The organism is Pseudomonas sp. SA233, from assembly GCF_054792385.1.
On record NZ_CP096449.1, the window covers coordinates 1,918,331 to 1,938,118 of the forward strand.

Annotated in this window: 21 protein-coding genes and 1 pseudogene; 10 read left to right on the forward strand and 12 right to left on the reverse strand. The window is 63.8% G+C overall.

Going from position 1 to position 19,788, the window contains the following annotated elements:
• Positions 1-4 precede the first annotated feature (4 nt).
• The 6 genes from M1D87_RS08845 (at position 5) to M1D87_RS08870 (ending at position 4,353) form a co-directional block, all read left to right on the forward strand.
• The gene (locus M1D87_RS08845; protein WP_085593208.1) at positions 5-1,132 is read left to right on the forward strand and encodes an acyl-CoA dehydrogenase; all 1,128 of its coding nucleotides are present in this window, start codon (positions 5-7) and stop codon (positions 1,130-1,132) included.
• A 13-nt stretch (positions 1,133-1,145) separates the two neighbouring features.
• Positions 1,146-1,919 carry an enoyl-CoA hydratase gene (locus M1D87_RS08850; RefSeq protein WP_023662690.1) on the forward strand — a complete coding sequence of 258 codons (774 nt, stop codon included), beginning with the start codon at positions 1,146-1,148 and terminating at the stop codon, positions 1,917-1,919.
• 569 nt (positions 1,920-2,488) lie between these two features.
• On the forward strand, positions 2,489-2,893 hold the full coding sequence (locus M1D87_RS08855; protein ID WP_003259022.1) for a TraR/DksA family transcriptional regulator: 405 nt from the start codon (positions 2,489-2,491) through the stop codon (positions 2,891-2,893).
• A 178-nt stretch (positions 2,894-3,071) separates the two neighbouring features.
• Positions 3,072-3,263: a hypothetical protein gene (locus tag M1D87_RS08860; RefSeq protein WP_015269656.1), complete on the forward strand. Its 192-nt coding sequence runs from the start codon at positions 3,072-3,074 to the stop codon at positions 3,261-3,263.
• A 410-nt stretch (positions 3,264-3,673) separates the two neighbouring features.
• Positions 3,674-4,144, forward strand: coding sequence for a hypothetical protein (locus M1D87_RS08865; protein WP_003259020.1), 471 nt, complete (start codon positions 3,674-3,676; stop codon positions 4,142-4,144).
• On the forward strand, positions 4,141-4,353 hold the full coding sequence (locus M1D87_RS08870; RefSeq protein ID WP_003259019.1) for a hypothetical protein: 213 nt from the start codon (positions 4,141-4,143) through the stop codon (positions 4,351-4,353). Before M1D87_RS08865 ends, M1D87_RS08870 begins: the two co-directional genes overlap by 4 nt.
• Positions 4,354-4,365: 12 nt before the next feature.
• On the opposite strand, the gene M1D87_RS08875 is transcribed toward M1D87_RS08870, so the two are convergent.
• From M1D87_RS08875 to M1D87_RS08905, 7 genes are all read right to left on the reverse strand, one after another.
• Positions 4,366-4,731 carry a Na+/H+ antiporter subunit G gene (locus M1D87_RS08875; RefSeq protein WP_003259017.1) on the reverse strand — a complete coding sequence of 122 codons (366 nt, stop codon included), beginning with the start codon at positions 4,729-4,731 and terminating at the stop codon, positions 4,366-4,368.
• Positions 4,728-5,006, reverse strand: a complete 279-nt coding sequence (locus M1D87_RS08880) for a K+/H+ antiporter subunit F (protein WP_003259015.1) — start codon at positions 5,004-5,006, stop codon at positions 4,728-4,730. The genes M1D87_RS08875 and M1D87_RS08880 overlap by 4 nt, the downstream gene beginning before the upstream one ends.
• The gene (locus M1D87_RS08885; protein ID WP_003259013.1) at positions 5,003-5,491 is read right to left on the reverse strand and encodes a Na+/H+ antiporter subunit E; all 489 of its coding nucleotides are present in this window, start codon (positions 5,489-5,491) and stop codon (positions 5,003-5,005) included. Before M1D87_RS08885 ends, M1D87_RS08880 begins: the two co-directional genes overlap by 4 nt.
• The gene (locus tag M1D87_RS08890; RefSeq protein WP_123084009.1) at positions 5,488-7,167 is read right to left on the reverse strand and encodes a monovalent cation/H+ antiporter subunit D; all 1,680 of its coding nucleotides are present in this window, start codon (positions 7,165-7,167) and stop codon (positions 5,488-5,490) included. Before M1D87_RS08890 ends, M1D87_RS08885 begins: the two co-directional genes overlap by 4 nt.
• On the reverse strand, positions 7,164-7,508 hold the full coding sequence (locus M1D87_RS08895; protein ID WP_013971840.1) for a Na+/H+ antiporter subunit C: 345 nt from the start codon (positions 7,506-7,508) through the stop codon (positions 7,164-7,166). The genes M1D87_RS08890 and M1D87_RS08895 overlap by 4 nt, the downstream gene beginning before the upstream one ends.
• Positions 7,508-10,423 carry a monovalent cation/H+ antiporter subunit A gene (locus tag M1D87_RS08900; protein ID WP_123084008.1) on the reverse strand — a complete coding sequence of 972 codons (2,916 nt, stop codon included), beginning with the start codon at positions 10,421-10,423 and terminating at the stop codon, positions 7,508-7,510. The genes M1D87_RS08895 and M1D87_RS08900 overlap by 1 nt, the downstream gene beginning before the upstream one ends.
• A 150-nt stretch (positions 10,424-10,573) precedes the next feature.
• Complete coding sequence (locus M1D87_RS08905) at positions 10,574-11,524, reverse strand: DMT family transporter (RefSeq protein WP_039615305.1); 951 nt, start codon at positions 11,522-11,524, stop codon at positions 10,574-10,576.
• Positions 11,525-11,607: 83 nt separating this feature from the next.
• Here M1D87_RS08905 and M1D87_RS08910 point away from each other — a divergent pair, with 83 nt between their 5' ends.
• On the forward strand, positions 11,608-12,171 hold the full coding sequence (locus M1D87_RS08910) for a helix-turn-helix domain-containing protein (protein ID WP_015269662.1): 564 nt from the start codon (positions 11,608-11,610) through the stop codon (positions 12,169-12,171).
• A gap of 125 nt (positions 12,172-12,296) precedes the next feature.
• Here the strand turns inward: M1D87_RS08910 and M1D87_RS08915 are convergent, their stop codons facing one another.
• Positions 12,297-12,845 (reverse strand): cysteine hydrolase family protein, encoded by a 549-nt coding sequence (locus tag M1D87_RS08915; protein WP_232881724.1) that lies wholly within the window; start codon positions 12,843-12,845, stop codon positions 12,297-12,299.
• An 82-nt stretch (positions 12,846-12,927) separates the two neighbouring features.
• Here M1D87_RS08915 and M1D87_RS08920 point away from each other — a divergent pair, with 82 nt between their 5' ends.
• On the forward strand, positions 12,928-13,911 hold the full coding sequence (locus tag M1D87_RS08920) for a GlxA family transcriptional regulator (protein ID WP_039615302.1): 984 nt from the start codon (positions 12,928-12,930) through the stop codon (positions 13,909-13,911).
• Positions 13,912-14,017: 106 nt separating this feature from the next.
• Complete coding sequence (locus tag M1D87_RS08925; protein ID WP_232881722.1) at positions 14,018-14,398, forward strand: antibiotic biosynthesis monooxygenase; 381 nt, start codon at positions 14,018-14,020, stop codon at positions 14,396-14,398.
• Here the strand turns inward: M1D87_RS08925 and M1D87_RS08930 are convergent.
• Positions 14,377-15,147 (reverse strand): alpha/beta hydrolase family protein, encoded by a 771-nt coding sequence (locus tag M1D87_RS08930; RefSeq protein ID WP_039615300.1) that lies wholly within the window; start codon positions 15,145-15,147, stop codon positions 14,377-14,379. The two genes, M1D87_RS08925 and M1D87_RS08930, sit on opposite strands and share 22 nt — an antisense overlap.
• Entirely contained in the window at positions 15,131-16,249 is a 1,119-nt protein-coding gene (locus M1D87_RS08935; RefSeq protein ID WP_232881720.1) for a DUF3182 family protein, read from the reverse strand. Before M1D87_RS08935 ends, M1D87_RS08930 begins: the two co-directional genes overlap by 17 nt.
• Positions 16,250-16,469: 220 nt before the next feature.
• Here M1D87_RS08935 and M1D87_RS08940 point away from each other — a divergent pair, with 220 nt between their 5' ends.
• Complete coding sequence (locus M1D87_RS08940; protein WP_232881718.1) at positions 16,470-18,278, forward strand: aminopeptidase P family protein; 1,809 nt, start codon at positions 16,470-16,472, stop codon at positions 18,276-18,278.
• 41 nt (positions 18,279-18,319) lie between these two features.
• On the opposite strand, the gene M1D87_RS08945 is transcribed toward M1D87_RS08940, so the two are convergent.
• Complete coding sequence (locus M1D87_RS08945) at positions 18,320-18,601, reverse strand: hypothetical protein (protein WP_003259745.1); 282 nt, start codon at positions 18,599-18,601, stop codon at positions 18,320-18,322.
• A gap of 168 nt (positions 18,602-18,769) precedes the next feature.
• Positions 18,770-19,679, reverse strand: a pseudogene (rhtA, locus tag M1D87_RS08950) (threonine/homoserine exporter RhtA).
• Positions 19,680-19,788 lie beyond the last annotated feature (109 nt).

Genomic DNA, 19,788 nt, shown 5'->3' on the forward strand with positions numbered 1-19,788 from the left:
AACCATGCTGGTAACTGACGAGCAACAACAGATCGCCGACGCGGTACGCGCCTTTGCCCAGGAGCGCCTGAAACCGTTTGCCGAGCAATGGGACAAGGAACACCGCTTCCCCAAGGAGGCCATCGACGAGATGGCCGAGCTGGGCCTGTTCGGCATGCTGGTGCCGGAACAGTGGGGCGGCAGCGACACCGGCTACGTGGCCTATGCCATGGCCCTGGAGGAAATCGCCGCCGGTGACGGCGCCTGCTCGACCATCATGAGCGTGCACAACTCGGTGGGCTGTGTGCCGATCCTGCGTTTTGGCAGCGAGCAGCAGAAGGAGCAGTTCCTCACCCCGTTGGCCAGCGGTGCGATGCTCGGCGCCTTCGCCCTGACCGAACCGCAGGCAGGCTCCGACGCCAGCAGCCTGAAGACCCGGGCACGTCTGGATGGCGACCACTACGTGCTCAATGGCAGCAAGCAGTTCATCACCTCCGGTCAGAACGCCGGGGTGGTGATCGTGTTTGCCGTGACCGACCCGGACGCCGGAAAGCGCGGCATCAGTGCCTTCATCGTGCCCACCGATTCGCCGGGCTACCAGGTGGCGCGGGTTGAGGACAAGCTCGGCCAGCACGCCTCCGACACCTGCCAGATCGTTTTCGACAATGTGCGCGTGCCGGTGGCCAACCGCCTGGGCGCCGAAGGCGAGGGCTACAAGATCGCCCTGGCCAATCTCGAAGGCGGCCGCATCGGCATCGCCTCGCAGGCGGTGGGCATGGCCCGCGCGGCGTTCGAAGTGGCGCGTGACTACGCCAACGAGCGGCAGAGCTTCGGCAAGGCGCTGATCGAGCACCAGGCGGTGGCCTTCCGCCTGGCCGACATGGCGACGAAGATTGCCGTGGCCCGGCAGATGGTGCTGCACGCTGCCGCGCTGCGCGATGCCGGGCGCCCGGCGCTGGTGGAAGCGTCGATGGCCAAGCTGTTTGCCTCGGAAATGGCCGAAAAGGTCTGTTCGGATGCCTTGCAGACCCTGGGCGGTTATGGCTATCTGAGCGACTTCCCGCTGGAGCGGATTTACCGCGACGTTCGGGTTTGCCAGATCTACGAAGGCACCAGCGACATTCAGCGCATGGTCATTGCGCGCAATCTTTGAAGGAGCAGACTGCATGGCATTCGAAACTATCCTGTTGGATATCCACGGCAAGGTCGGCCTGATTACCCTCAACCGCCCGCAGGCGCTGAACGCGCTGAACGCGCAGATTGTCGGCGAGATCAACCAGGCCCTTGACCAGCTCGAGCGCGATCCGAACATCGGCTGCGTGGTGCTGACCGGTTCCGCCAAGGCCTTTGCCGCTGGTGCCGACATCAAGGAAATGGCCGAGCTGCAATACCCGCAAATCTACGTTGACGACCTGTTCAGCGATTCCGACCGCATTGCCAACCGGCGCAAGCCGATCATTGCCGCGGTGTCCGGTTTTGCCCTGGGCGGTGGCTGCGAGCTGGCGATGATGTGTGACTTCATCCTGGCGGCGGACAATGCCAAGTTTGGCCAGCCGGAAATCAACCTTGGCGTGCTGCCGGGCATGGGCGGCACCCAGCGCCTGACCCGCGCGGTGGGCAAGGCCAAGGCCATGGAACTTTGCCTGACCGGTCGCCTGATGGGGGCTGAGGAAGCGGAGCGTGCCGGGTTGGTGGCGCGTATCGTGCCGCAGGCTGAGCTGGTGGAAGAGGCGCTGAAGGTGGCCGCGACCATTGCCAGCAAGTCGATTCCGGTGAGCATGATGGTCAAGGAGAGCGTCAACCGTGCGTTCGAAGTCACCCTCAGCGAAGGTGTGCGCTTCGAGCGGCGGGTGTTCCATGCGGCGTTTGCTACCGAAGACCAGAAAGAGGGGATGGCTGCGTTCATTGCCAAGCGCGAGGCGCAGTTCAAGGATCGTTGATTCTGGTTGTGGATTTGCGCTGGGCCTCTGGGTGCATGTCTTGAGAGGTCTGGCGCCTGTGAGATCGAGCGCCGCCCGCGCGGCGCTTCGCAGCACAAGGCTGCTCCTACATCTGTTTCGGGCCAGTAACGCCTGTACCAATGCGCGCGACCGCCTTGTTTGTCCAACACGATATCGAGGTGGATGCCAAGGGGTCGCGCGCCTATGGTGCAGGAATAATTGGCCCGAAAAAGATGTAGGAGCAGCCTTGTGCTGCGAAGCGCCGCGCGGGCGGCGCTCGATCTCACAGGCGCTGAACATGTTGTGGCGAGCAATGGGTGACTCCTGTTCAATCCCTCCATCCCCCATAGGCCCCTCTCCCAGGGCCACTCATCTATGCACCGACCAGCGGATTCCAAGCAATGGAAGCAAATTCGCACCCAATTGCAGTTGCTCCACGCGACGTGGCGCCTTAGACTGCCGCCCCCTGTAAAAGAGTGCCGGTTGGCGCTTGAAGAATTCTGCTGCCGATGCCGAGGCGTCGGCGGCACCCGAATCGCCCAAATGCACATTTTTTCATAGAGAAATCGATGACCAAGGAACAGTTGCTGGCCATGTCGGCCGATGACTACATGAACGCTGACCAGCTGGCTTTCTTCGCTGGCCTGCTGCAGGCGATGAAAGTCGAAACCCATGAACGCATCGAGCTGAGCCGTGCCACCATCGAAGGCCTGGACACCCCGTCGGATCCTGCCGACGTGGCTTCGGTCGAAGAAGAGCGTAGCTGGCTGGTGAACGCCATCGACCGCGACCAGCGCCTGCTGCCGCAGCTGGAAATGGCCCTGGACCGTATTGCCGACGAAAGCTTCGGCTGGTGCGATGACAGCGGTGAACCAATCGGCCTGAAGCGTCTGCTGATCAGCCCGACCACCAAGTACTGCATCGAAGCCCAGGAGCGCCACGAGCAGCTCGACCGCCACCAGCGCCAGGTGTAACCCCGCGCGGTGTGCCAAGCCCCACGGAGCGATCCCTGGGGCTTTTTGCGTTTCTTGTCGGTGGCGGTTTTGTTGCCCTGCACGTAACACTGCTGTACCGGGATGCGCTGTTTCCGCGCCATAAGCAGGCGTATCATCACTTTATCGTTAGGGTGCTAATTAAATTCCGGAGGGAATGATGAATAGCCGGGTCGATGTAGCCGTGATGATTGGTTCTGGTGTGCCAGCCTCGATGCGGGCGCTGGGTAAACGCATCTGCTGGGTGGTGCTGGTCAATGGCGAACGCCGTGGCACCGCATTTGCCACCCGTGAAGAAGCCTTGGAGTGCCAGGCGGCCTGGCAGCAGTTGAAGAAGGGCCTGGCTGCCTGAGCGCCGTGAGTGCTGCCGGCAAGCGTACGGGGTGTTGTTCAGGGCGTTCGCTTGTAAGAAATGTACTTTGCCTCTCGACGAATTTCGGTGTTTTCGTGCATATTCTTTCCCCAGTAATGCGCTGATGGATTGCAGGGCCCGTTCTTACGTGCGCTCTGGCATTGCCTGTCGCATTTTTTCTGGCGGTTTTGCTGTCAGACATTGCGCTTCCCGAATCGGGAATATGCCGAAAGCCTGTATTTGAGGCCAGATCTGGCAAGCCAGGGTAAAGATTCCCGCACGCTGCATCGCCAGCGGGCGCAGACATTTCGCATATCGCTTTATTACTCTTTTCGCCTATCGATAAGAAATGGCCGTGCCTCACCGAGCTTTGGGTGAGGGCGGGTTGTAACCGGTTGAGGATTACTTCATTGGCAGTCAGCACTCTTGATACCCATGCGTTGTTCGCCTTGGGCGACTTGCGCGGTAAATTGGCCCAGCTGTTCCAGGGCCGCTTTGTCTATGTTACGGAACAGAGTCCCGAAGGCCTGTACATGGCCGAAATCGACACCGAAAGCGCATTGGTCGTCGATGACAAGCAGCGTTTGGAACTGAAGGTCGGCGACCACTTTCGCGCCGCCGTGCTGCCCAGCCGCGAAGGCGGCAAACTGGAAATGCGCTTTCGCGAAATCAAGTTGAACGTATATGGCGTGGGCGACTATGCCTTCGTGTCGGTGCCTGAAGGCGAGGGCATCGTATTCCGTGAAGGCCACGGTGTGATGCTGGTATTCGCCGCACAGCAACAAGTGCAGGAAGGCCTGGGCAAGTTGCTCAAGGCGGTGACCGGCAAGGTTGCCAAATGGCGCAAGGGTGAGCTGACCACCTTCAAGGCCAGTGAATGACCCACAGCGACGACGCGCCTGCCACGCGTGCCGAGTTCCATCGGCAGCACCAGGCGGATGCCGTGGCCGAGGCCGAGCGTTTGCTGGCCAGGCGCGAAGAACTGCAAGGCGCCTGGTTGAACTGGGTGGCAGGGGAATTGTATCGCCTCGGCCCGCCGCCTTATGCGGCCATGGTCCGGCGCGAGTTGCAGCGCCTGGCCCAAGGGTGAGGCGGCGACCTGTCAGTTGCCTCGATCGCGGCCGCTGCTGACTTCCTCAGGGACCGGCTCTTTCGCCATGCGCTTGCGGAACAGCGCCGCCCGGGCCAGCAACAGTGTGGTCACCGGCACGGTGATCGACAGCAGGATCGGAATCAGCCAGGCGTGCAGCACCGGGGCTTCCTTGAGCCAGGAAAAGTAGATGATCGAAGCCAGTGCCACGCACCAGGCACCAATGGTCGAAGCCAGTGCCGGCGGGTGCATGCGCTGGAAGTAGTCCTTCAGCCGCAACAGGCCCACGGCACCGATCAGGGCGAACAGGCTGCCGGTCAGCAGCAGCGCGGCAGTGACCAGCTCCAGCCAGAAGGGGAGTTGCAGGGTTTCAGTCATTCGATCACCTCACCGCGCAGCAGGAACTTGGCCAGGGCAAACGAGCCAACGAAACCGAACAGCGCAATCAGCAGGGCACCTTCGAAGTAGGTGTCACTGGCATAACGGATTCCCAGCACCAGCATGGTCAGCATCGCCAGGATGTACAGGTAGTCCAGCGCCAGCACCCGGTCCTGGGCGGACGGGCCGCGGAACAGCCGGATAAGTGCCAGGGCCATGGCCAGGGCGAAGATGAACAGGCTGGCGAGGACAGCATTGGCGAGCAGGCCTGTCATTGGAAAATCTCCATCAGCGGGCGTTCGTAGGTGTCCTTGAAGTGCTGGATGAAGGCCGCCTCATCGTCCAGGTCGAACACATGCAGCAGCAACACGCTGCGGTCCAGCGCCAGCTCGGACCAGACCGTGCCGGGCACTACCGTGGTAATCATCGATAACGCCGCCAGGCCATGTGGGTCGTGCAGGGCCAGCGGGATGTGCACGAAGGCCGAACGCGGCGGCTGCTTGCCGGCGCGCAGCACGCCACGGGCAACCAGCAGATTGGACATGATCACATCGATGCCGACCCGGCCAATCAGCCGGGCGATGGCCAGCGGCCGTCGCACATGGGCATGCTGCGGGCGCAACGGTGCCATCAGCAGCGGCGCCAGCACGCCGAGCGCGGCAGCCAGCAGCAGGTTGCCGGGGCTGACCGATAGGTTCAGCAACAGCCACAGGCCGAACAGCGAAACCGATAACAGCGGTGCGGGGAACAGTCGATTCATGGCTGCACCTGTACGTCGAGCGAGGTGGGGCCAGGAATTGGCCGGGCGGCCATCACGGCTTGGATATAGGTGTCGGGGGCCTGCAGGCTGGCGGCGGTGTCCTGGGTGTAGCGCAGCAGCGGCTCGGCCCTGAAGCTGAGGATGAAGCACAGGCCGAGCAGGATGACGATGGGCAAGCATTCATAGCGGCGCAGCACCGGCGACGGGCGCTCTTCAGGCTTCCAGAAGCGCTGGATGCCGACGCGGCCGAAGGCGATCAGCGAGGCCATGCCAGACAGGACCAGCAACGCCACCAGGCCCCAACCCGCCATGCCCAGCGGCTGCTCGGCAGGCACGCCCAGCCCTTGCGGGTTGAACAGCGCGCTGATCAGGTTGAGCTTGCCGACAAAGCCCGACAGCGGCGGCATGCCGATGATCAACAGGGCGCAGGCGATGAAGCTGAGGCCGAGGAAGGCCATGGTCCACGGGATGATCTGGCCGATCACCACCTTCTGTTCATCGTCGAGGTTGATGCCCTTGGGTGGGTGCAGTGATTCCAGCGGTGGGGGCATGGCGTCTTCTTCGTCGTCCAGCGGTGCTTCGTTGGCCGAGCGCGAACGTTCGACCAGTTCGGCGAGCAGGAATAGCGCGCACAGCGCCAGGGTCGAATTGACCAGATAGAACAACGCCGCGCCGGTCAGCGCCGATTGCGCAAAACCGACGGCGCCGAGCAGGGTGCCGGCTGAAACCAGGATGCTGAGGGCGGCCATGCGCTCCAGGCGCTGCGCGGCCATGATCGACACTGCCGCCACCGCCAGGGTGACCAGGCCACCGTACACCAGCCATTCACCACCGAAGTGCGCCGAGGCCCCGGCCTGCCCCGAGAACAGCAGAGTCCACAGGCGCAGCACGGCATACAGGCCGACCTTGGTCATGATGGCGAACAGCGCTGCCACCGGCGCGCTGGCCGAGGCATAGGCCGGTACCAGCCAGAAGTTCAGCGGCCAGATGCCGGCCTTGACCAGGAAGGCCATGGCCAGGATCGCCGCGCCAGCGTGCAGCAGGCCACGGTCGGCCTCCGGCACCAACGGAATCTTCAGCGCCAGGTCGGCCATGTTCAGGGTGCCGGTCACGCCATACAGCATCGCTGCGCCGATCAGGAACAGCGACGAGGCGAACAGGTTGATGGCAATGTAGTGCAGGCCGGCACGCACCCGGGCGCGGCCCGAGCCATGCAGCAGCAGGCCATAGGAAGCGGCCAGCAGCACCTCGAAGAACACGAACAGGTTGAACAGGTCGGCGGTGAGGAAGGCGCCGTACAGGCCCATCAACTGGATCTGGAACAGTGCGTGGAAGCTGGCCCCGGCACCGTCCCAGCGAGCGCGGGCAAACAGCAGGGCACTGAAACCGATGATGCCGGTGAGGGTCAGCAGCAGGGCCGACAGGTGGTCTACCACCAGCACGATGCCGAACGGTGCCGGCCAGTTGCCCGGCAGGTAGACACCGATCGATTCCGCCTGGCCCTGGGTGCGCACCCACAGCAGCAGGCTGACCGCGATGGCCAGGCCGGCAAAGGTCGACAGCAGGTTCAGCCGGGCCTTTGTCCGCCGGTGTTTCTCGCCCAGCAGCAACATCAATGCCGCGGTAACCAAGGGCAGCAGGATGGGCGCGATGATCAATTGGCTCATGCCACTCATTCGTCACGCTCCCGGCCATCCACGTGGTCGGTACCGGTCAGGCCGCGCGAGGCCAGCAACACCACCAGGAACAGCGCGGTCATGGCGAAGCTGATGACTATGGCGGTGAGCACCAGGGCCTGCGGCAGCGGGTCGGTGTAGTGCAGCAGGTCCTGGGGCACGCCGTCCTTGATGATCGGTTCCTTGCCGATGAACAGGCTGCCCATGCTGAAGATGAACAGGTTGACCCCGTACGACAGCAGGCAGAGGCCCATGATCACCTGGTAGGTTCGCGGGCGCAGGATAAGCCACACTCCCGAAGCGGCCAGCACGCCGATGGCAACTGCAATCACTTCTTCCATCAGGCGGCTCCTGCTTGGCTGGTTTTCGCCGGGTTACCCGGGCGGTAGGCGCGCACCGATTGGTGCGCCAGGGCGGTGAGGATCAGCAGGGTCGAGCCGACCACCACGGTGAACACCCCGACATCGAAGAACAGCGCGCTGGCCACGTGCACATCGCCGAGCAACGGCAGGTGCAGGTGGGCGGTATGGGTGGTGAGGAACGGGTAGCCCAGCAGCATGGCGCCCGCGCCGGTCAGGGTTGCGCACAGCAGCCCGGTGCCCATCCAGCGCAGCGGGCGCAGGCTCATCTGCGCCTCGACCCACTGGGTGCCGGCCACCATGTACTGCAGAATGAACGCCACCGACATCACCAGGCCCGCAACAAAGCCGCCACCGGGCTGGTTGTGGCCACGCATGAACAGGTACATCGACACCAGCAGGGCGATCGGCAGCAGCAGGCGCACCAGCACCGCGGGCACCATCATGAAGCCCAGGGCGGTGTCGGTGGCATGCCGTGGGTTGATCAGGTCGGTGACCACGTCGGGTGCCAGCTGACGCTGTTGCGCCGGCAGTTGCATGCTTTCCTTGGGCGGGCGGAAGCGCCGCAGCAGGGCGAACACGGTCAGCGCCACAGCCACCAGTACGGTGATTTCACCGAGGGTATCGAAGCCACGGAAGTCGACCAGCATGACATTGACGACGTTGGTGCCACCGCCCTGGGGGAGTGCCCGGCTCAGGTAGAACGAGGAAATGTCGTTCGGCGTCGGCCGGGTCAGCATGGCGTAGGACAGCACGGCCATACCGCCACCTACCAGCACCGCCAGCAGCAGGTCACGCAGGCGACGCATGCGCGCACGCTCGAGGCTGCCCGGCAGCGGCGATACGCCTTCGATTCGCCGCGGCAGCCAGCGCAGGCCGAGCAGGATCAGCACGGTGGTGACCACTTCCACTACCAGCTGGGTCAGGGCCAGATCGGGCGCGGAGAACCAGACGAAGGTGATGCAGGTCATCAGGCCGCAGACGCTGACCATGATCAACGCCGCCAAACGGTGATACTTGGCCTGGTAGGCAGCGCCGATGGCGCAGGCGATGGCGATCAGCCACAGCGCGACAAACACGCCCGAGCCCGGAATCTTCGGCCGGTCGCCCCAGCTGAGACCACTGTAGAGCATGGGGGTGAGGCCGGCGAGGAAGGCGGCGAGCACCAGCATGAACAGCTGCGATTGCAGGCGGCGGCTGGTGAGCAGGCGCTCGATGCGCCGCGCCAGCAGCATCAACTGCACCTGGCCGTGTTCGAACAGGCGCTTGCCGTTGAAACGCTCGATCACCGGTGGGTAGGGGAAGCGGCCAAGGCGCAGCTGCTTGCGCAGCAGCAGGTAAAGCACGATACCGCCGCTCATGGCCACCAGGCTCATGATCAGCGGCGCGTTCCAGCCATGCCAGATGGCCAGGCTGTATTCCGGTAGGGTGCCGCCCACCACAGGCAGGGCGGCGGCGGCCAGCAGCGGGCCGACCGACTGGGCAGGGAAGATGCCCACCACCAGGCAGGTAAGCACCAGCAATTCGACCGGCGCACGCATCCAGCGTGGCGGTTCGTGTGGGGTGTGCGGGAGGTCCTGCGCAGTGGGGCCGAAGAACACATCGACGGTGAAGCGCAGGGCATAGGCCACGCTGAAGGTGCCGGCCAGGGTGGCGACCACCGGCAACGTGGCCTCGACCCAGGCAGTGGAGCTGATGAACACCGTTTCGGCGAAGAACATTTCCTTGGACAGGAAACCGTTCATCAACGGTACGCCGGCCATCGAGGCACTGGCGACCATGGCCAGGGTGGCGGTGTATGGCACCAGGCGTATCAGCCCGCTGAGGCGGCGGATGTCACGGGTACCGCTTTCGTGGTCGATGATGCCGGCGGCCATGAACAACGAGGCCTTGAAGGTGGCGTGGTTGAGAATGTGGAACACCGCCGCGACCGCGGCCAGCGGGCTGTTCAGGCCCAGCAGCAGGGTAATCAGGCCCAGGTGGCTGATGGTCGAGTACGCCAGCAGGCCCTTGAGGTCGTTCTGGAACATGGCGGCGAAGGCGCCGAGCAGCAGGGTGAGGGCGCCGGCACCGCCTACGATCCAGAACCACTCTTCGCTGCCCGACAGCACCGGCCACAGGCGCGCCATCAGGAACACCCCGGCCTTGACCATGGTCGCCGAGTGCAGATAAGCCGATACCGGGGTGGGCGCTGCCATGGCATGGGGCAGCCAGAACTGGAAGGGGAACTGTGCGCTCTTGCTCAGGGCGCCGATAAGGATCAGCGGCAGCAGCACCGGGTACAGCGCATGCTGGCGAATGGTGTTGCCGGCAGCCAGGACCTTGTCCAGATCGTAGCTGCCGACCACATGGCCGAGCAGCAGGGCACCCACCAGCAGGCACAAGCCGCCCGCGCCCGTGACCATCAGCGCCATGTAGGCGCCACGGCGGGCGTCGGCACGGTGGTGCCAGTAGCCGATGAGCAGGAACGAGAACAGGCTGGTGAGTTCCCAGAAGAACACCAGCTGGATCAGGTTGCCGGAGATCACCAGGCCGAGCATGGCGCCCATGAAGGCGAGGAAGAAGGCGAAGAAGCGCGGCACCGGGTCTTGTGGCGACATGTAGTAGCGGGCATACAGCGACACCAGCGTACCGATGCCCAGCACCAGCAGCGAGAACAGCCAGGCGAAGCCGTCCATGCGCAGCACCAGGTTCAACCCCAGGCTGGGCAGCCAGAGGAACTCTTCGCGAATCACGCCACCGTGGGCAACCTGAGGGTACAGCAGTGCTACCTGGACAGTGCCGACCAGGGCCACGAGCCCGGCGAGAATGGACTCCGCGTTACGTGCGTTGTGCGGCAGCACGGCTGCCAGGCAACTGCCCACGAACGGCAGAAGCAATAGCACTATCAATGACATAGCGTTCTATTCTGGAGAAGTTTGCAAAGAATCATACGTGCCGAGGGGTTGATCACCAACACGCAAGCTGTCGCAGAATCCTACAAACAGGCTGTGACAAGCTGTTTTTTTATAACAGATTCTTACAAAGCATAGCCGCAGTTGGCGGCTTTACAGGCCAGCCTGGCGTTCACCTTCATCCGTCACTTCCCGCGCTTCGGCCACCTCGCGCGGGCGGCGCACCTTGAGTTCGCTGACCACCACCGCGATCACGATCAGCAGGCCGCCGAGCAGTGCCACGCCCGGCAGGCGCTCACCGGCGATGCGCCCGACGATCCCGGCCCATACTGGTTCGCCGGCATAGATGAGGGTGGCGCGGGTGGGCGAGACCGACTTCTGCGCCCAGTTCATGGCTACCTGGATCACCGCGCTCATGGCGCCCAGGCCCACGGCACTGGTCAGCAGCAGCCAGGAAAAATCGGGTATGCGCTCCTGGGTCGGCACGATCATCAGGAACGCCAGCAGCGAGGCGGTCGCCAGCTGTACCACGGTGACCCGGCGCACATCGACCTGCCCGGCGTAGCGGCTGATCAGGATGATTTCGCCGGCAATGGCCACGGCGCTGACCAGGGTTACCAGCTCGCCTTCGCTGAAGTGCAGGCTGCCACCCTCCGGGCCGGCCAGCAGCATCAGGCCGATGAACGCCAGGCCGATACCGATGCTGGGCATAAGGCCGGGGCGCCGGCCCAGCACCAGCCATTGCAGCAGCGGCACGAACGGCACGTACAGCGCGGTGATGAACGCCGACTGGCTGCTGCTGATGGTTTGCAGGCCCATGGTCTGCAGGCCGTAGCCGAGCATGATCGACACGCCGATCAGCATGCCGGCCTTCAGTTCGGTGAAGGTCAGCCCTGGCAGCGCCCGCGCCGAGACCACCCCGACGAACAGCGCGGCTGCAGCGAAGCGCAGGCCGACGAAGAACATCGGGCCGCTGACGCTCATCACGTTGTGTACCAGCAGGAAGGTGCCGCCCCACAGCATGGTGATGAATACCAGCACCAGTTCGGCCTTGCTCAGGCGAAAGGCAATGGCGGGGGTCGGTTTGCTGCTGGGCTGGCTCATGGTCTTGCGCACTCGGAAGGGGCGGCGCACAATCGCCGCAAAGTGGGCAGTATACTGCGCAATACCGACCAGTGAGCAATATAGTGCACAAAGATTCCTCGCACCGGGCATCGGTGCTGCAACATGTCAGCCTCAATGTACGCAGCCTGCGCAACGCCGCGGGCATGAGCCAGACGGCGTTGGCGGAGCGTTCCGGGGTCAGCCGGCGCATGCTGGTGGCGATCGAGGCGGGCGAGAAGAATGTCAGCCTGACTACGCTTGACCTGATTGCCGAGGCCTTGGGCGTGGCTTTCAGTACCCTGATCCAGGCACCTGACCAGCGCGACCCCGGGCGCATCGAAGAGTTGGCCTGGGCCGGCGAGCACCCGCAGAGCCGGGCGGTGCTGCTGGGCAGCAGCGTGGCGCGGCGCGAGGTGGAACTATGGGAATGGACCCTGGCACCGGGCGAGTGCTATTCCAGCGAGGCTGATGCCGAAGGCTGGAGCGAGCAGATCTATGTGGCGCAAGGGCAACTGACGCTGATTATCGAAGGGGTCGAGCATCGCCTGCAGGTCGGGCAGTTCCATGTGTTTCCCAGTAACTGCCGGTATGCCTATCGCAACGATGGGGCGGTGGCGGTGCGGTTTGTGCGCAATGTGGTGATCTAAGAGCGCGCAGGGCTGCACCACCTGTGGGAGCGGGCATGCCCGCGAACACCGGCGGAGCCGGTGCCATCCTCCGCGTCGCCTGATTCGCGGGCACGCCCGCTCCCACAGGTGCTGAGCAAGCCTGATCAGCTATTCAGCAACTCATCGGTCCTGACCACCTTGGCATAGGCAAACGCCAATGCTGCCATCACCGAATCATGCACCTGCGCCGCCGGCACCCGCTTGCCATCGAACTCCAGTGGCAGCGTGGCACAGGCGTCGTGCGCCACGGTCACTTCGTAACCCAGGTCGGCCGCGGCCCGGGTGGCGGCGTCGATGCACATGTGGCTCATGCTGCCGACGATGGTCAGGGCCTCGACGCCATGCCGGTCCAGCGTGTGCTCAAGGTCGGTACCGAGGAAGGCGTTGACCTTGTGCTTGAGCACCACCGGCTCACCGGCTTGAGGCTCGACCTTGGCATGGATCGCCGCACCCTGCGAGCCTGGCGCGAAGAACGGCGCATTGGCGCTTTCGAACTCATGCCGCACATGCACCACCAAGTCGCCCCGTTGACGCGCCGCCGCCAACAGGCGGGCAGCATTGTCGGCCGCCTGGTCGGCACCATCGAGGGTCCATTTACCGCCCGGGAAGTAGTCGTTCTGGATGTCGATGATGATCAGCGCCTGCTTGCTCATGCTGCCTCCTGTGGCAGTGGTCGTTGGATGTCGTTAGTTATAGGCTGTGTGCACTGACCTGAGGATTGGCGCGAACGACACTATGCAGGCAAAAACTGACAACCCCGCCAGCCTGGACATCGGCCTGCTGCTGTACCCCGGCGCGCAGCGTGCTGCCGTGCATGGGCTGGCCGACCTGTTCCTGGTGGCCAACCGGGTGCTTGCCGAACTGGGGGCCGTCGAGTTGCCATCGGTGCGTATCAGCTTTTGGCAGGCAGACGAGGCGGGGCAGTTGCAGCCTGCCCCTGAGAGCCCGCCTGCCGCCGCGGCCGATCTGCGGGTGCTGATCATTCCGCCAAGCCTGGAGTCGGCACCGCAGGGTGAGCTGCTTGAGCGCCATCGAGCGTCGTTGTGCCAGTTGCACGGGCACGGCACGGTGCTGGCATCGGTGTGCATCGGGGTGTTCTTCATCGCCGCCAGTGGTCTGCTCGACGGGCGCCCGGCCTGTACCCACTGGAACTACGTGCATTCGCTTGCCCAGCGTTTTCCCAAGGTACGGGTCGAGGCCCAGCAGCCGTTGCTGGACGATGGCGACATCGTCACCTCGGCCGGGCTGATGGCCTGGACCGACCTGGGCTTGCGCTTGCTGGAGCGCTTCATGGGCGCGACGGTGGCGCGGGAAACTGCCCGCTACCTGGCGGTCGACCCGGTCGCGGCGCCACTGCCCGGTGCAGTGTTCAACCCACGCCTGGACCATGGTGATGAAGCAGTGCTGAAAGTGCAGCACTGGTTGCAGGGCAACGGTGGGCAGGATGCCGACCTGGCCAGCATGGCCGCATGCGCGGGGCTGGAGGAACGCACTTTCCTGCGGCGTTTTCGTGCTGCCACGGGGCTACGGCCGACCGAGTACTGCCAGCAGGTGAGGGTGGGGCGTGCGTGCCGCTTGCTGGAGTTTACCCGGCGCAATGTCGAGCAGATCGCCTGGGGCGTCGGTTACCAGGACCCGGGTGCGTTTCGCAAGGTGTTTCAGCGCATCACCGGCCTGACCCCGAGTGATTATCGGCGGCGCTTCGCGGTATCGGGTTAGGGCGCGGGGGCGTTCCCGGTGCGGAAAACCGCTTGACCTTGACATAACTTGAGGTTTTACCCTGCTCTGCATCGCGCTGTAGGCGTCCGTCACCAGGAGACCGTTCATGACGGCAACATCCCATGCCCTGTGGTTTACCCAGATGATCGAATTTGAAGTGCCTGGCAAGTTCCAGCAGGCGTTGGCCCAAGCGCTGGTGGCGCGCAGCGAAGAGCTGGCCGCGCGTTGCGAGGGGCTGCAGGGCGTCAGTATTCAGGCCAGCGAAGATGGCAGCCGGGTGCTGCAGTACCTGCAATGGCAGTCCCGCCAGGCGTGGGCAGCGGCGGCCGTATATTTCGTCGGGGAACCTTTCCTCGACCTGCTTGGCCAGTACCAGGCGCGTGGCGTCAACTTTGCTGCCTACCAGACGCTGCGCAGCCTGGTGCGCGGTGCCGACGGCGGCCTGCATTGCGAGGTGGGTGAGCCTCAGGCATACCAGGGCGCGTAGTGCGGGTAGCGATCCAGGCGGGCGCCAATGACCATTTCGCTGACCCATGCCGCCAGGATCGAACTGTAGGCTTTCTGGCTCTGTTCGCTGGACAGCGCGTGGTCGGCACCGTCGACGATGCGGTGGGTGAGTGAATGGGCGCTGACGAATGCCGAGCGGTAGCTCATCAAGGTGCTGTGCGGCACGTAGTCGTCCTGCTCGGACTCGACCAGCAGTACATCGCCACCGAACTCGGCACAGGCTGCCAGTGCGCGGTTGTCCGCCGGGCCGAGCGGGCGCTGGCGGTAGGCGTTCAACCGTTGCCGGTCGAGGGTTTGCTTGGGGAGGTTCCATTCGTCGTCCCAGTACATCGCGGGTACCCGCAGGGCCAGCCATTTGACCGGCCGCTCGCGGGTCAGCAGGGTGGCCAGGTAGCCGCCATAGCTGCTGCCGATGATGGCGATGGCACTGGTGTCGACGGCCGGGTGGCTTACCAACCGGTCGTAGGCCACCATCAGGTCGGTCAGGTTCTGTTCGCGGGTTACCGTCAGCCGTTGGCTTTCGGTTTTTTCGTGGCCGCGCAGGTCGAAGGTCATGCATACGCAGCCCAGCCCGGTGATATGCCGGGCGCGGGCCAGGTCGCGTTGCTGGCTGCCACCCCAGCCGTGGACGAAGAGAATGCCCGGCATCTTGCTGCCGGGGCTGACCAGGGTGCCGACGATGCTGTCATCCTCGACCTGCAGTTCAACGGTTTCACTCTGAATGGTCATGTTCGCGAATCCGCGCAAATTTGCTGAGTTTTCCGAGTTCACTGTCGTTTCCTTGGTAAAAGAGGGTGGCGTCAGTGGGAAGTTCGGGGGTGCCGAACACTTCATGGGTGGAGGCACGCACCCGTTGCAATGCCGGGTCGTCGGCGAACGCCTGCAAGGCCAGCAGTTCGGCACTGCTGGCACCGCCCAGGCGCCAGGATTGCTCGAGTACGCCGCTGCGCAGGTGGCCCTGTGGGTTCACGCCGCGGGCAATGTCGTAGTTGCGCCGCGAGGCGATGAAGCCGGGGAAGTGCTGCTCGGCGGCCTGTTCGTAGGCCATCGCCTGATTGATGGCCAGGCGCAGCGCCTCATCCAGCGGCAGTTGCAGCAGTGCCTGGTAGTCACCGCGTACCACTACCAGGTCGGAGCCGCCATACACTTCCGTGCCCTGATGGTCGCGGGTAAGTTGCTGGGTGCCGTGATAGCTGCAGGTCAGGCCGGCGACACGTACCTGGCCAACGCTGAAGGTTTGCACTTCGCTCAGGTCTTCCTCGAGCACCAACCCCCATAGCGCAAGGTCCTGGTCATCCATGCCGGCCAGCAGCGGTTCCAGCTCATCCGCCGTGGTTATGACCTGTTGCCCACGGCCTGCGCAGGCCAGTACCGGCTTGATTCGCAACGGGCCGTCCGTCAGTAACAGCTGTGCGGCGGTCCGTGCATCGGCCTTGCTGAATACGGTGTAGCCGCGCAGCAGGGCGTCGCAGGCTTGCCGTGCGAAGGCATCGGTCCAGCCCGGCGGGAAACTGGCCCCGGCCGGCAGCGGGTGGGAAATCGCCTTGGTCGCCATGTAGGGGTGTGCGACCAGGCCACCGAAAAGGTCCTGTTCGCTGCAGATGCCGAGGGCGGCATGGCGTTCGGGATCGACCAGGGTTTCGGTGGGCAGGTAGTAGTAGCCGTCGGTGGCGCTTGGTGGCTGGCTGGGTTGCACGTGCGGGCAGCCTAGAAGGCTGGCCAGGCCATCGGCAAGCTTCAGGTGCACGGCATGCTCGTGGTCGGGGGTGTGCGCGCGGGTGTCGAGCAGCACCACGCCGCTTTTAGGGGCGCAGGCGTTGGGCATGGTCATTTGCCTGTGTGCAATGAATGTACTGAGTGTGAAGCCGGTGCTTTGTGGAAGTTCAGCGGAACTTGATCGGTGGTTCTGGCCCGTCTGTAGGAAATGTCCGGTATGCGCAGGGCGTCACGGGCAATGCATGCAGTGTGTCGGTCGCCAAGATTGCAGGGCTTCGGCGGCTGTTCCATTATCGGCACACTGGATAAACCGTGATGTAGCCGCAGGAGAGCGCATGAACGTTCAGATCACCCTTGGGCAAAGCGTGCCGCAGCGTTTGGCGCTGGTTCGCCAAGCCATGGCCGCAGAGGGCATCGATGCCTTGCTGGTACCTTCGGCCGACCCCCATCTTTCCGAATATCTGCCTGGTTACTGGCAAGGGCGCCAGTGGCTTTCGGGTTTCCATGGCTCGGTCGGCACGCTGGTCGTCACAGCTGGCTTTGCCGGGTTGTGGGTCGATAGCCGCTACTGGGAACAGGCGGAACACGAGCTGGCGGGCAGTGGCATCGAGCTGATGAAGCTGCTGCCGGGCAAGCCTGGTGCGCTGGAATGGCTGGGCGATCACGTCGAGCCCAACGGCAGCGTGGCGGTAGATGGTGCGGTCATGGCGCTGGCTTCGGCGCGCCAACTGAGCGATCGGCTGAAGGCGCGCGGGGCGCGATTGGTGACTGACAAGGACCTGCTGGGCCAGGTCTGGGAAGGGCGCCCGGCGCTGCCAGGCAACCCGGTCTACCAGCATTTGCCGCCGCACGCCACGGTGAACCGTGCGGAAAAACTGGCGCAGTTGCGCCAGAGCGTGCAGGCCAAGGGGGCCGATTGGCATTTCATCGCCACCCTGGATGACATCGCCTGGCTGTTCAATCTGCGCGGTAGCGATGTTTCCTACAATCCGGTGTTCGTGGCCTTTGCCCTGATCAGCCAGCAGCAGGCCATCCTGTTCGTCGGCCAGGACAAGCTCGACGAACATCTACGCAAGGTGCTTGCGGCCGACGGTATCGAAGTGCGTGGCTACGCCGAAGCAGGCAAGGCCCTTGCCGCCATGCCGGCCGGCAGCCGATTGCTGGTCGACCCGGCCCGGGTGACTTGCGGCCTGCTGGATAACCTGCCGGCCGAGGTGGAGCTGGTCGAGGGCCTCAACCCCAGCACCTTGAGCAAGTCGTGCAAGGGTGATGAGGAACTGGTGCACATCCGGCAGGTGATGGAGCAGGATGGCGCGGCCCTGTGCGAATTCTTCGCCTGGCTCGAGGCCAACCTTGGTCGTGAGCTGGTTACCGAGCTGACGATCGACGAGCAGTTGAGTGCCGCCCGTGCCCGCCGCCCAGGCTTCGTGTCGTTGAGCTTCTCGACCATTGCCGCCTTCAACGGCAATGGCGCGATGCCGCATTACCGCGCCACGGAACAGTCGCACGCGGTCATCGAGGGCGATGGTCTGCTGCTGATCGATTCGGGCGGGCAGTACCTGGGGGGCACCACCGACATCACGCGCATGGTGCCGGTGGGCAACCCGAGCCTTGCACAGAAGCAGGATTGCACACGCGTGCTCAAAGGCATGATCGCCCTGTCGCGTGCCACCTTCCCGCGGGGCGTGCTATCGCCGTTGCTCGACGCCATTGCCCGGGCACCGATCTGGGCTGACCAAGTGGATTACGGCCACGGCACCGGGCATGGTGTGGGCTACTTCATGAACGTGCACGAGGGGCCGCAGGTAATTGCCTACCAGGCGGCACCCACGCCGCAGACCGCGATGCAAGTGGGCATGATCAGCTCGATCGAGCCGGGTACGTACCGCCCAGGGCAGTGGGGAGTGCGCATCGAGAACCTGGTGGTCAATCGCGAGGTCGGCAAGAGCGCCTTCGGCGACTTCCTGAACTTCGAGACCCTGACGCTATGCCCGATCGATACCCGCTGCCTGGTGCCCGAGTTGTTGTCCAGGGAAGAACTGGACTGGTTGAATGGCTATCACGCCAGAGTACGCGAGCGTCTGGCGCCGTTGCTCAAGGATGAAGCGCTGGCCTGGCTGGAGGCGCGCACCGCGCCCTTGTAAGGTGGCAAATGAAAAGGGCAGCTTGCGAGCTGCCCTTTTTTCTACTTGCAGATGACGATCATGCTGCGGCTGGTGTAACCCGCCGGGTTGATGCCGAACAAGTAGTCACCGGGTTCTTCATCGCTATCGCCCGAGCGTGCAATGACCCGGTATCCGCGCGTGCTGCAGGAGCTTGCGGCCTTGCTGTAGCAGTTGTCCCACGAGGAAGACAGGCCGGAGCAATTGATATGCAGGCCTTTCTTGCCCTTTTTGACCTCGGTCTTGGCCGTGGCGGCACATCCAGCAATAGCCAAGATGGCCAGGATGAGCAAAATACGTTTCATTCCTGTCCTTAAATGCAGGGCGGATCAGCTGCCTGGCCCTGTCGTTATCGCTTTGGTTCTTCCTGAAATTTCCCCAGCGTCCGTGTTCGGTCCAGTAGATAGCGTAAAGATGATGATTCTGTGACAGCTTAATCAGCGAGACGGGTCGCTACAATCACTAATCCTGTCTCAAATGAAAATATTTCTCATATCAGTCAGTGGCAACGACCGGGCTGGGTTCCTTGCGCATGGACAGGGTGGTGCCGACAGACGCGGTGATGATCGCCAGAATAGCCAGCCACTGGGTAATCGTCAGTACCTCGCCCAGGAACAGCAGGCCGGACAATGCGCCGAATGCTGGCTCGATACTCATGAGGGTGCCGAAGGTGCGTGCCGGGATACGCGTGAGGGCAACCATTTCCAGGCTGTAGGGCAGGGCGGTGGACAACACCGCGACGCCTAGCGCCATGGGGATCAGGGCGGGTGTGAGCAATGCGCTGCCGGCGTGGGCGATACCGATGGGGGCAACGAACAGCGCGGCCACCACTACGCCCAGTGCGGCACTCTGGATACCATGCTCGGCCCCGGCACGTTGCCCGAACAGGATGTACAGCGCCCAGCATACGCCAGCGCCCAGGGCATAGGCAGCGCCGACCGGGTCGAGGGCCTGCCCGCCATGGCCGGCCGGCAGCAACAGCAGCAGGCCGACGATGGCCAGGGCAATCCACAGGAAGTCGATCGGCCGGCGCGAGGAGAAGATTGCCACGGCCAGCGGGCCGGTGAATTCCAGTGCCACGGCAATGCCGATCGGTACCGTTTGCAGGGCCATATAGAAGAGGAAGTTCATGCCGCCCAGCGCCATGCCGTAGATGATGACGTTGCGCAGGGTATTGCGGGTCATGCGCACACGCCAAGGGCGCAGGATAAGCAGCATGATGATGCTGGCGAAGATCAGGCGCAGGGTGGTGGTGCCTTGCGCGCCGATGATGGGGAACATGCTTTTGGCCAGGGAGGCGCCGGACTGTATCGATGCCATGGCGATGAGCAGCAGGCCGATCGGGAAGAGGGTAGCGGCCAGGCTGCGGGGCTGGGTGTTCATTTCTGCGCGACGATCCTTGAGCGGGGTTGGGGTGAGCAATATAGTGCGCAAATACGAGGGGCGGGGGCAAGGCGCCTGGCGTTGATATTTCAGCGCCTGTGCGATCGAG

Excerpts from the sequence above, each read along its gene's own strand:
- M1D87_RS08845 (WP_085593208.1), top strand. The coding sequence starts at position 5 with ATGCTGGTAACTGACGAGCAACAACAGATCGCCGACGCGGTACGCGCC.
- M1D87_RS08850 (WP_023662690.1), top strand. The coding sequence starts at position 1,146 with ATGGCATTCGAAACTATCCTGTTGGATATCCACGGCAAGGTCGGCCTG.
- M1D87_RS08855 (WP_003259022.1), top strand. The coding sequence starts at position 2,489 with ATGACCAAGGAACAGTTGCTGGCCATGTCGGCCGATGACTACATGAAC.
- M1D87_RS08860 (WP_015269656.1), top strand. The coding sequence starts at position 3,072 with ATGAATAGCCGGGTCGATGTAGCCGTGATGATTGGTTCTGGTGTGCCA.
- M1D87_RS08870 (WP_003259019.1), top strand. The coding sequence starts at position 4,141 with ATGACCCACAGCGACGACGCGCCTGCCACGCGTGCCGAGTTCCATCGG.
- M1D87_RS08875 (WP_003259017.1), bottom strand. The coding sequence starts at position 4,731 with ATGACTGAAACCCTGCAACTCCCCTTCTGGCTGGAGCTGGTCACTGCC.
- M1D87_RS08880 (WP_003259015.1), bottom strand. The coding sequence starts at position 5,006 with ATGACAGGCCTGCTCGCCAATGCTGTCCTCGCCAGCCTGTTCATCTTC.
- M1D87_RS08885 (WP_003259013.1), bottom strand. The coding sequence starts at position 5,491 with ATGAATCGACTGTTCCCCGCACCGCTGTTATCGGTTTCGCTGTTCGGC.
- M1D87_RS08890 (WP_123084009.1), bottom strand. The coding sequence starts at position 7,167 with ATGAGTGGCATGAGCCAATTGATCATCGCGCCCATCCTGCTGCCCTTG.
- M1D87_RS08895 (WP_013971840.1), bottom strand. The coding sequence starts at position 7,508 with ATGGAAGAAGTGATTGCAGTTGCCATCGGCGTGCTGGCCGCTTCGGGA.
- M1D87_RS08900 (WP_123084008.1), bottom strand. The coding sequence starts at position 10,423 with ATGTCATTGATAGTGCTATTGCTTCTGCCGTTCGTGGGCAGTTGCCTG.
- M1D87_RS08905 (WP_039615305.1), bottom strand. The coding sequence starts at position 11,524 with ATGAGCCAGCCCAGCAGCAAACCGACCCCCGCCATTGCCTTTCGCCTG.
- M1D87_RS08915 (WP_232881724.1), bottom strand. The coding sequence starts at position 12,845 with ATGAGCAAGCAGGCGCTGATCATCATCGACATCCAGAACGACTACTTC.
- M1D87_RS08920 (WP_039615302.1), top strand. The coding sequence starts at position 12,928 with ATGCAGGCAAAAACTGACAACCCCGCCAGCCTGGACATCGGCCTGCTG.
- M1D87_RS08925 (WP_232881722.1), top strand. The coding sequence starts at position 14,018 with ATGACGGCAACATCCCATGCCCTGTGGTTTACCCAGATGATCGAATTT.
- M1D87_RS08930 (WP_039615300.1), bottom strand. The coding sequence starts at position 15,147 with ATGACCATTCAGAGTGAAACCGTTGAACTGCAGGTCGAGGATGACAGC.
- M1D87_RS08935 (WP_232881720.1), bottom strand. The coding sequence starts at position 16,249 with ATGACCATGCCCAACGCCTGCGCCCCTAAAAGCGGCGTGGTGCTGCTC.
- M1D87_RS08940 (WP_232881718.1), top strand. The coding sequence starts at position 16,470 with ATGAACGTTCAGATCACCCTTGGGCAAAGCGTGCCGCAGCGTTTGGCG.
- M1D87_RS08945 (WP_003259745.1), bottom strand. The coding sequence starts at position 18,601 with ATGAAACGTATTTTGCTCATCCTGGCCATCTTGGCTATTGCTGGATGT.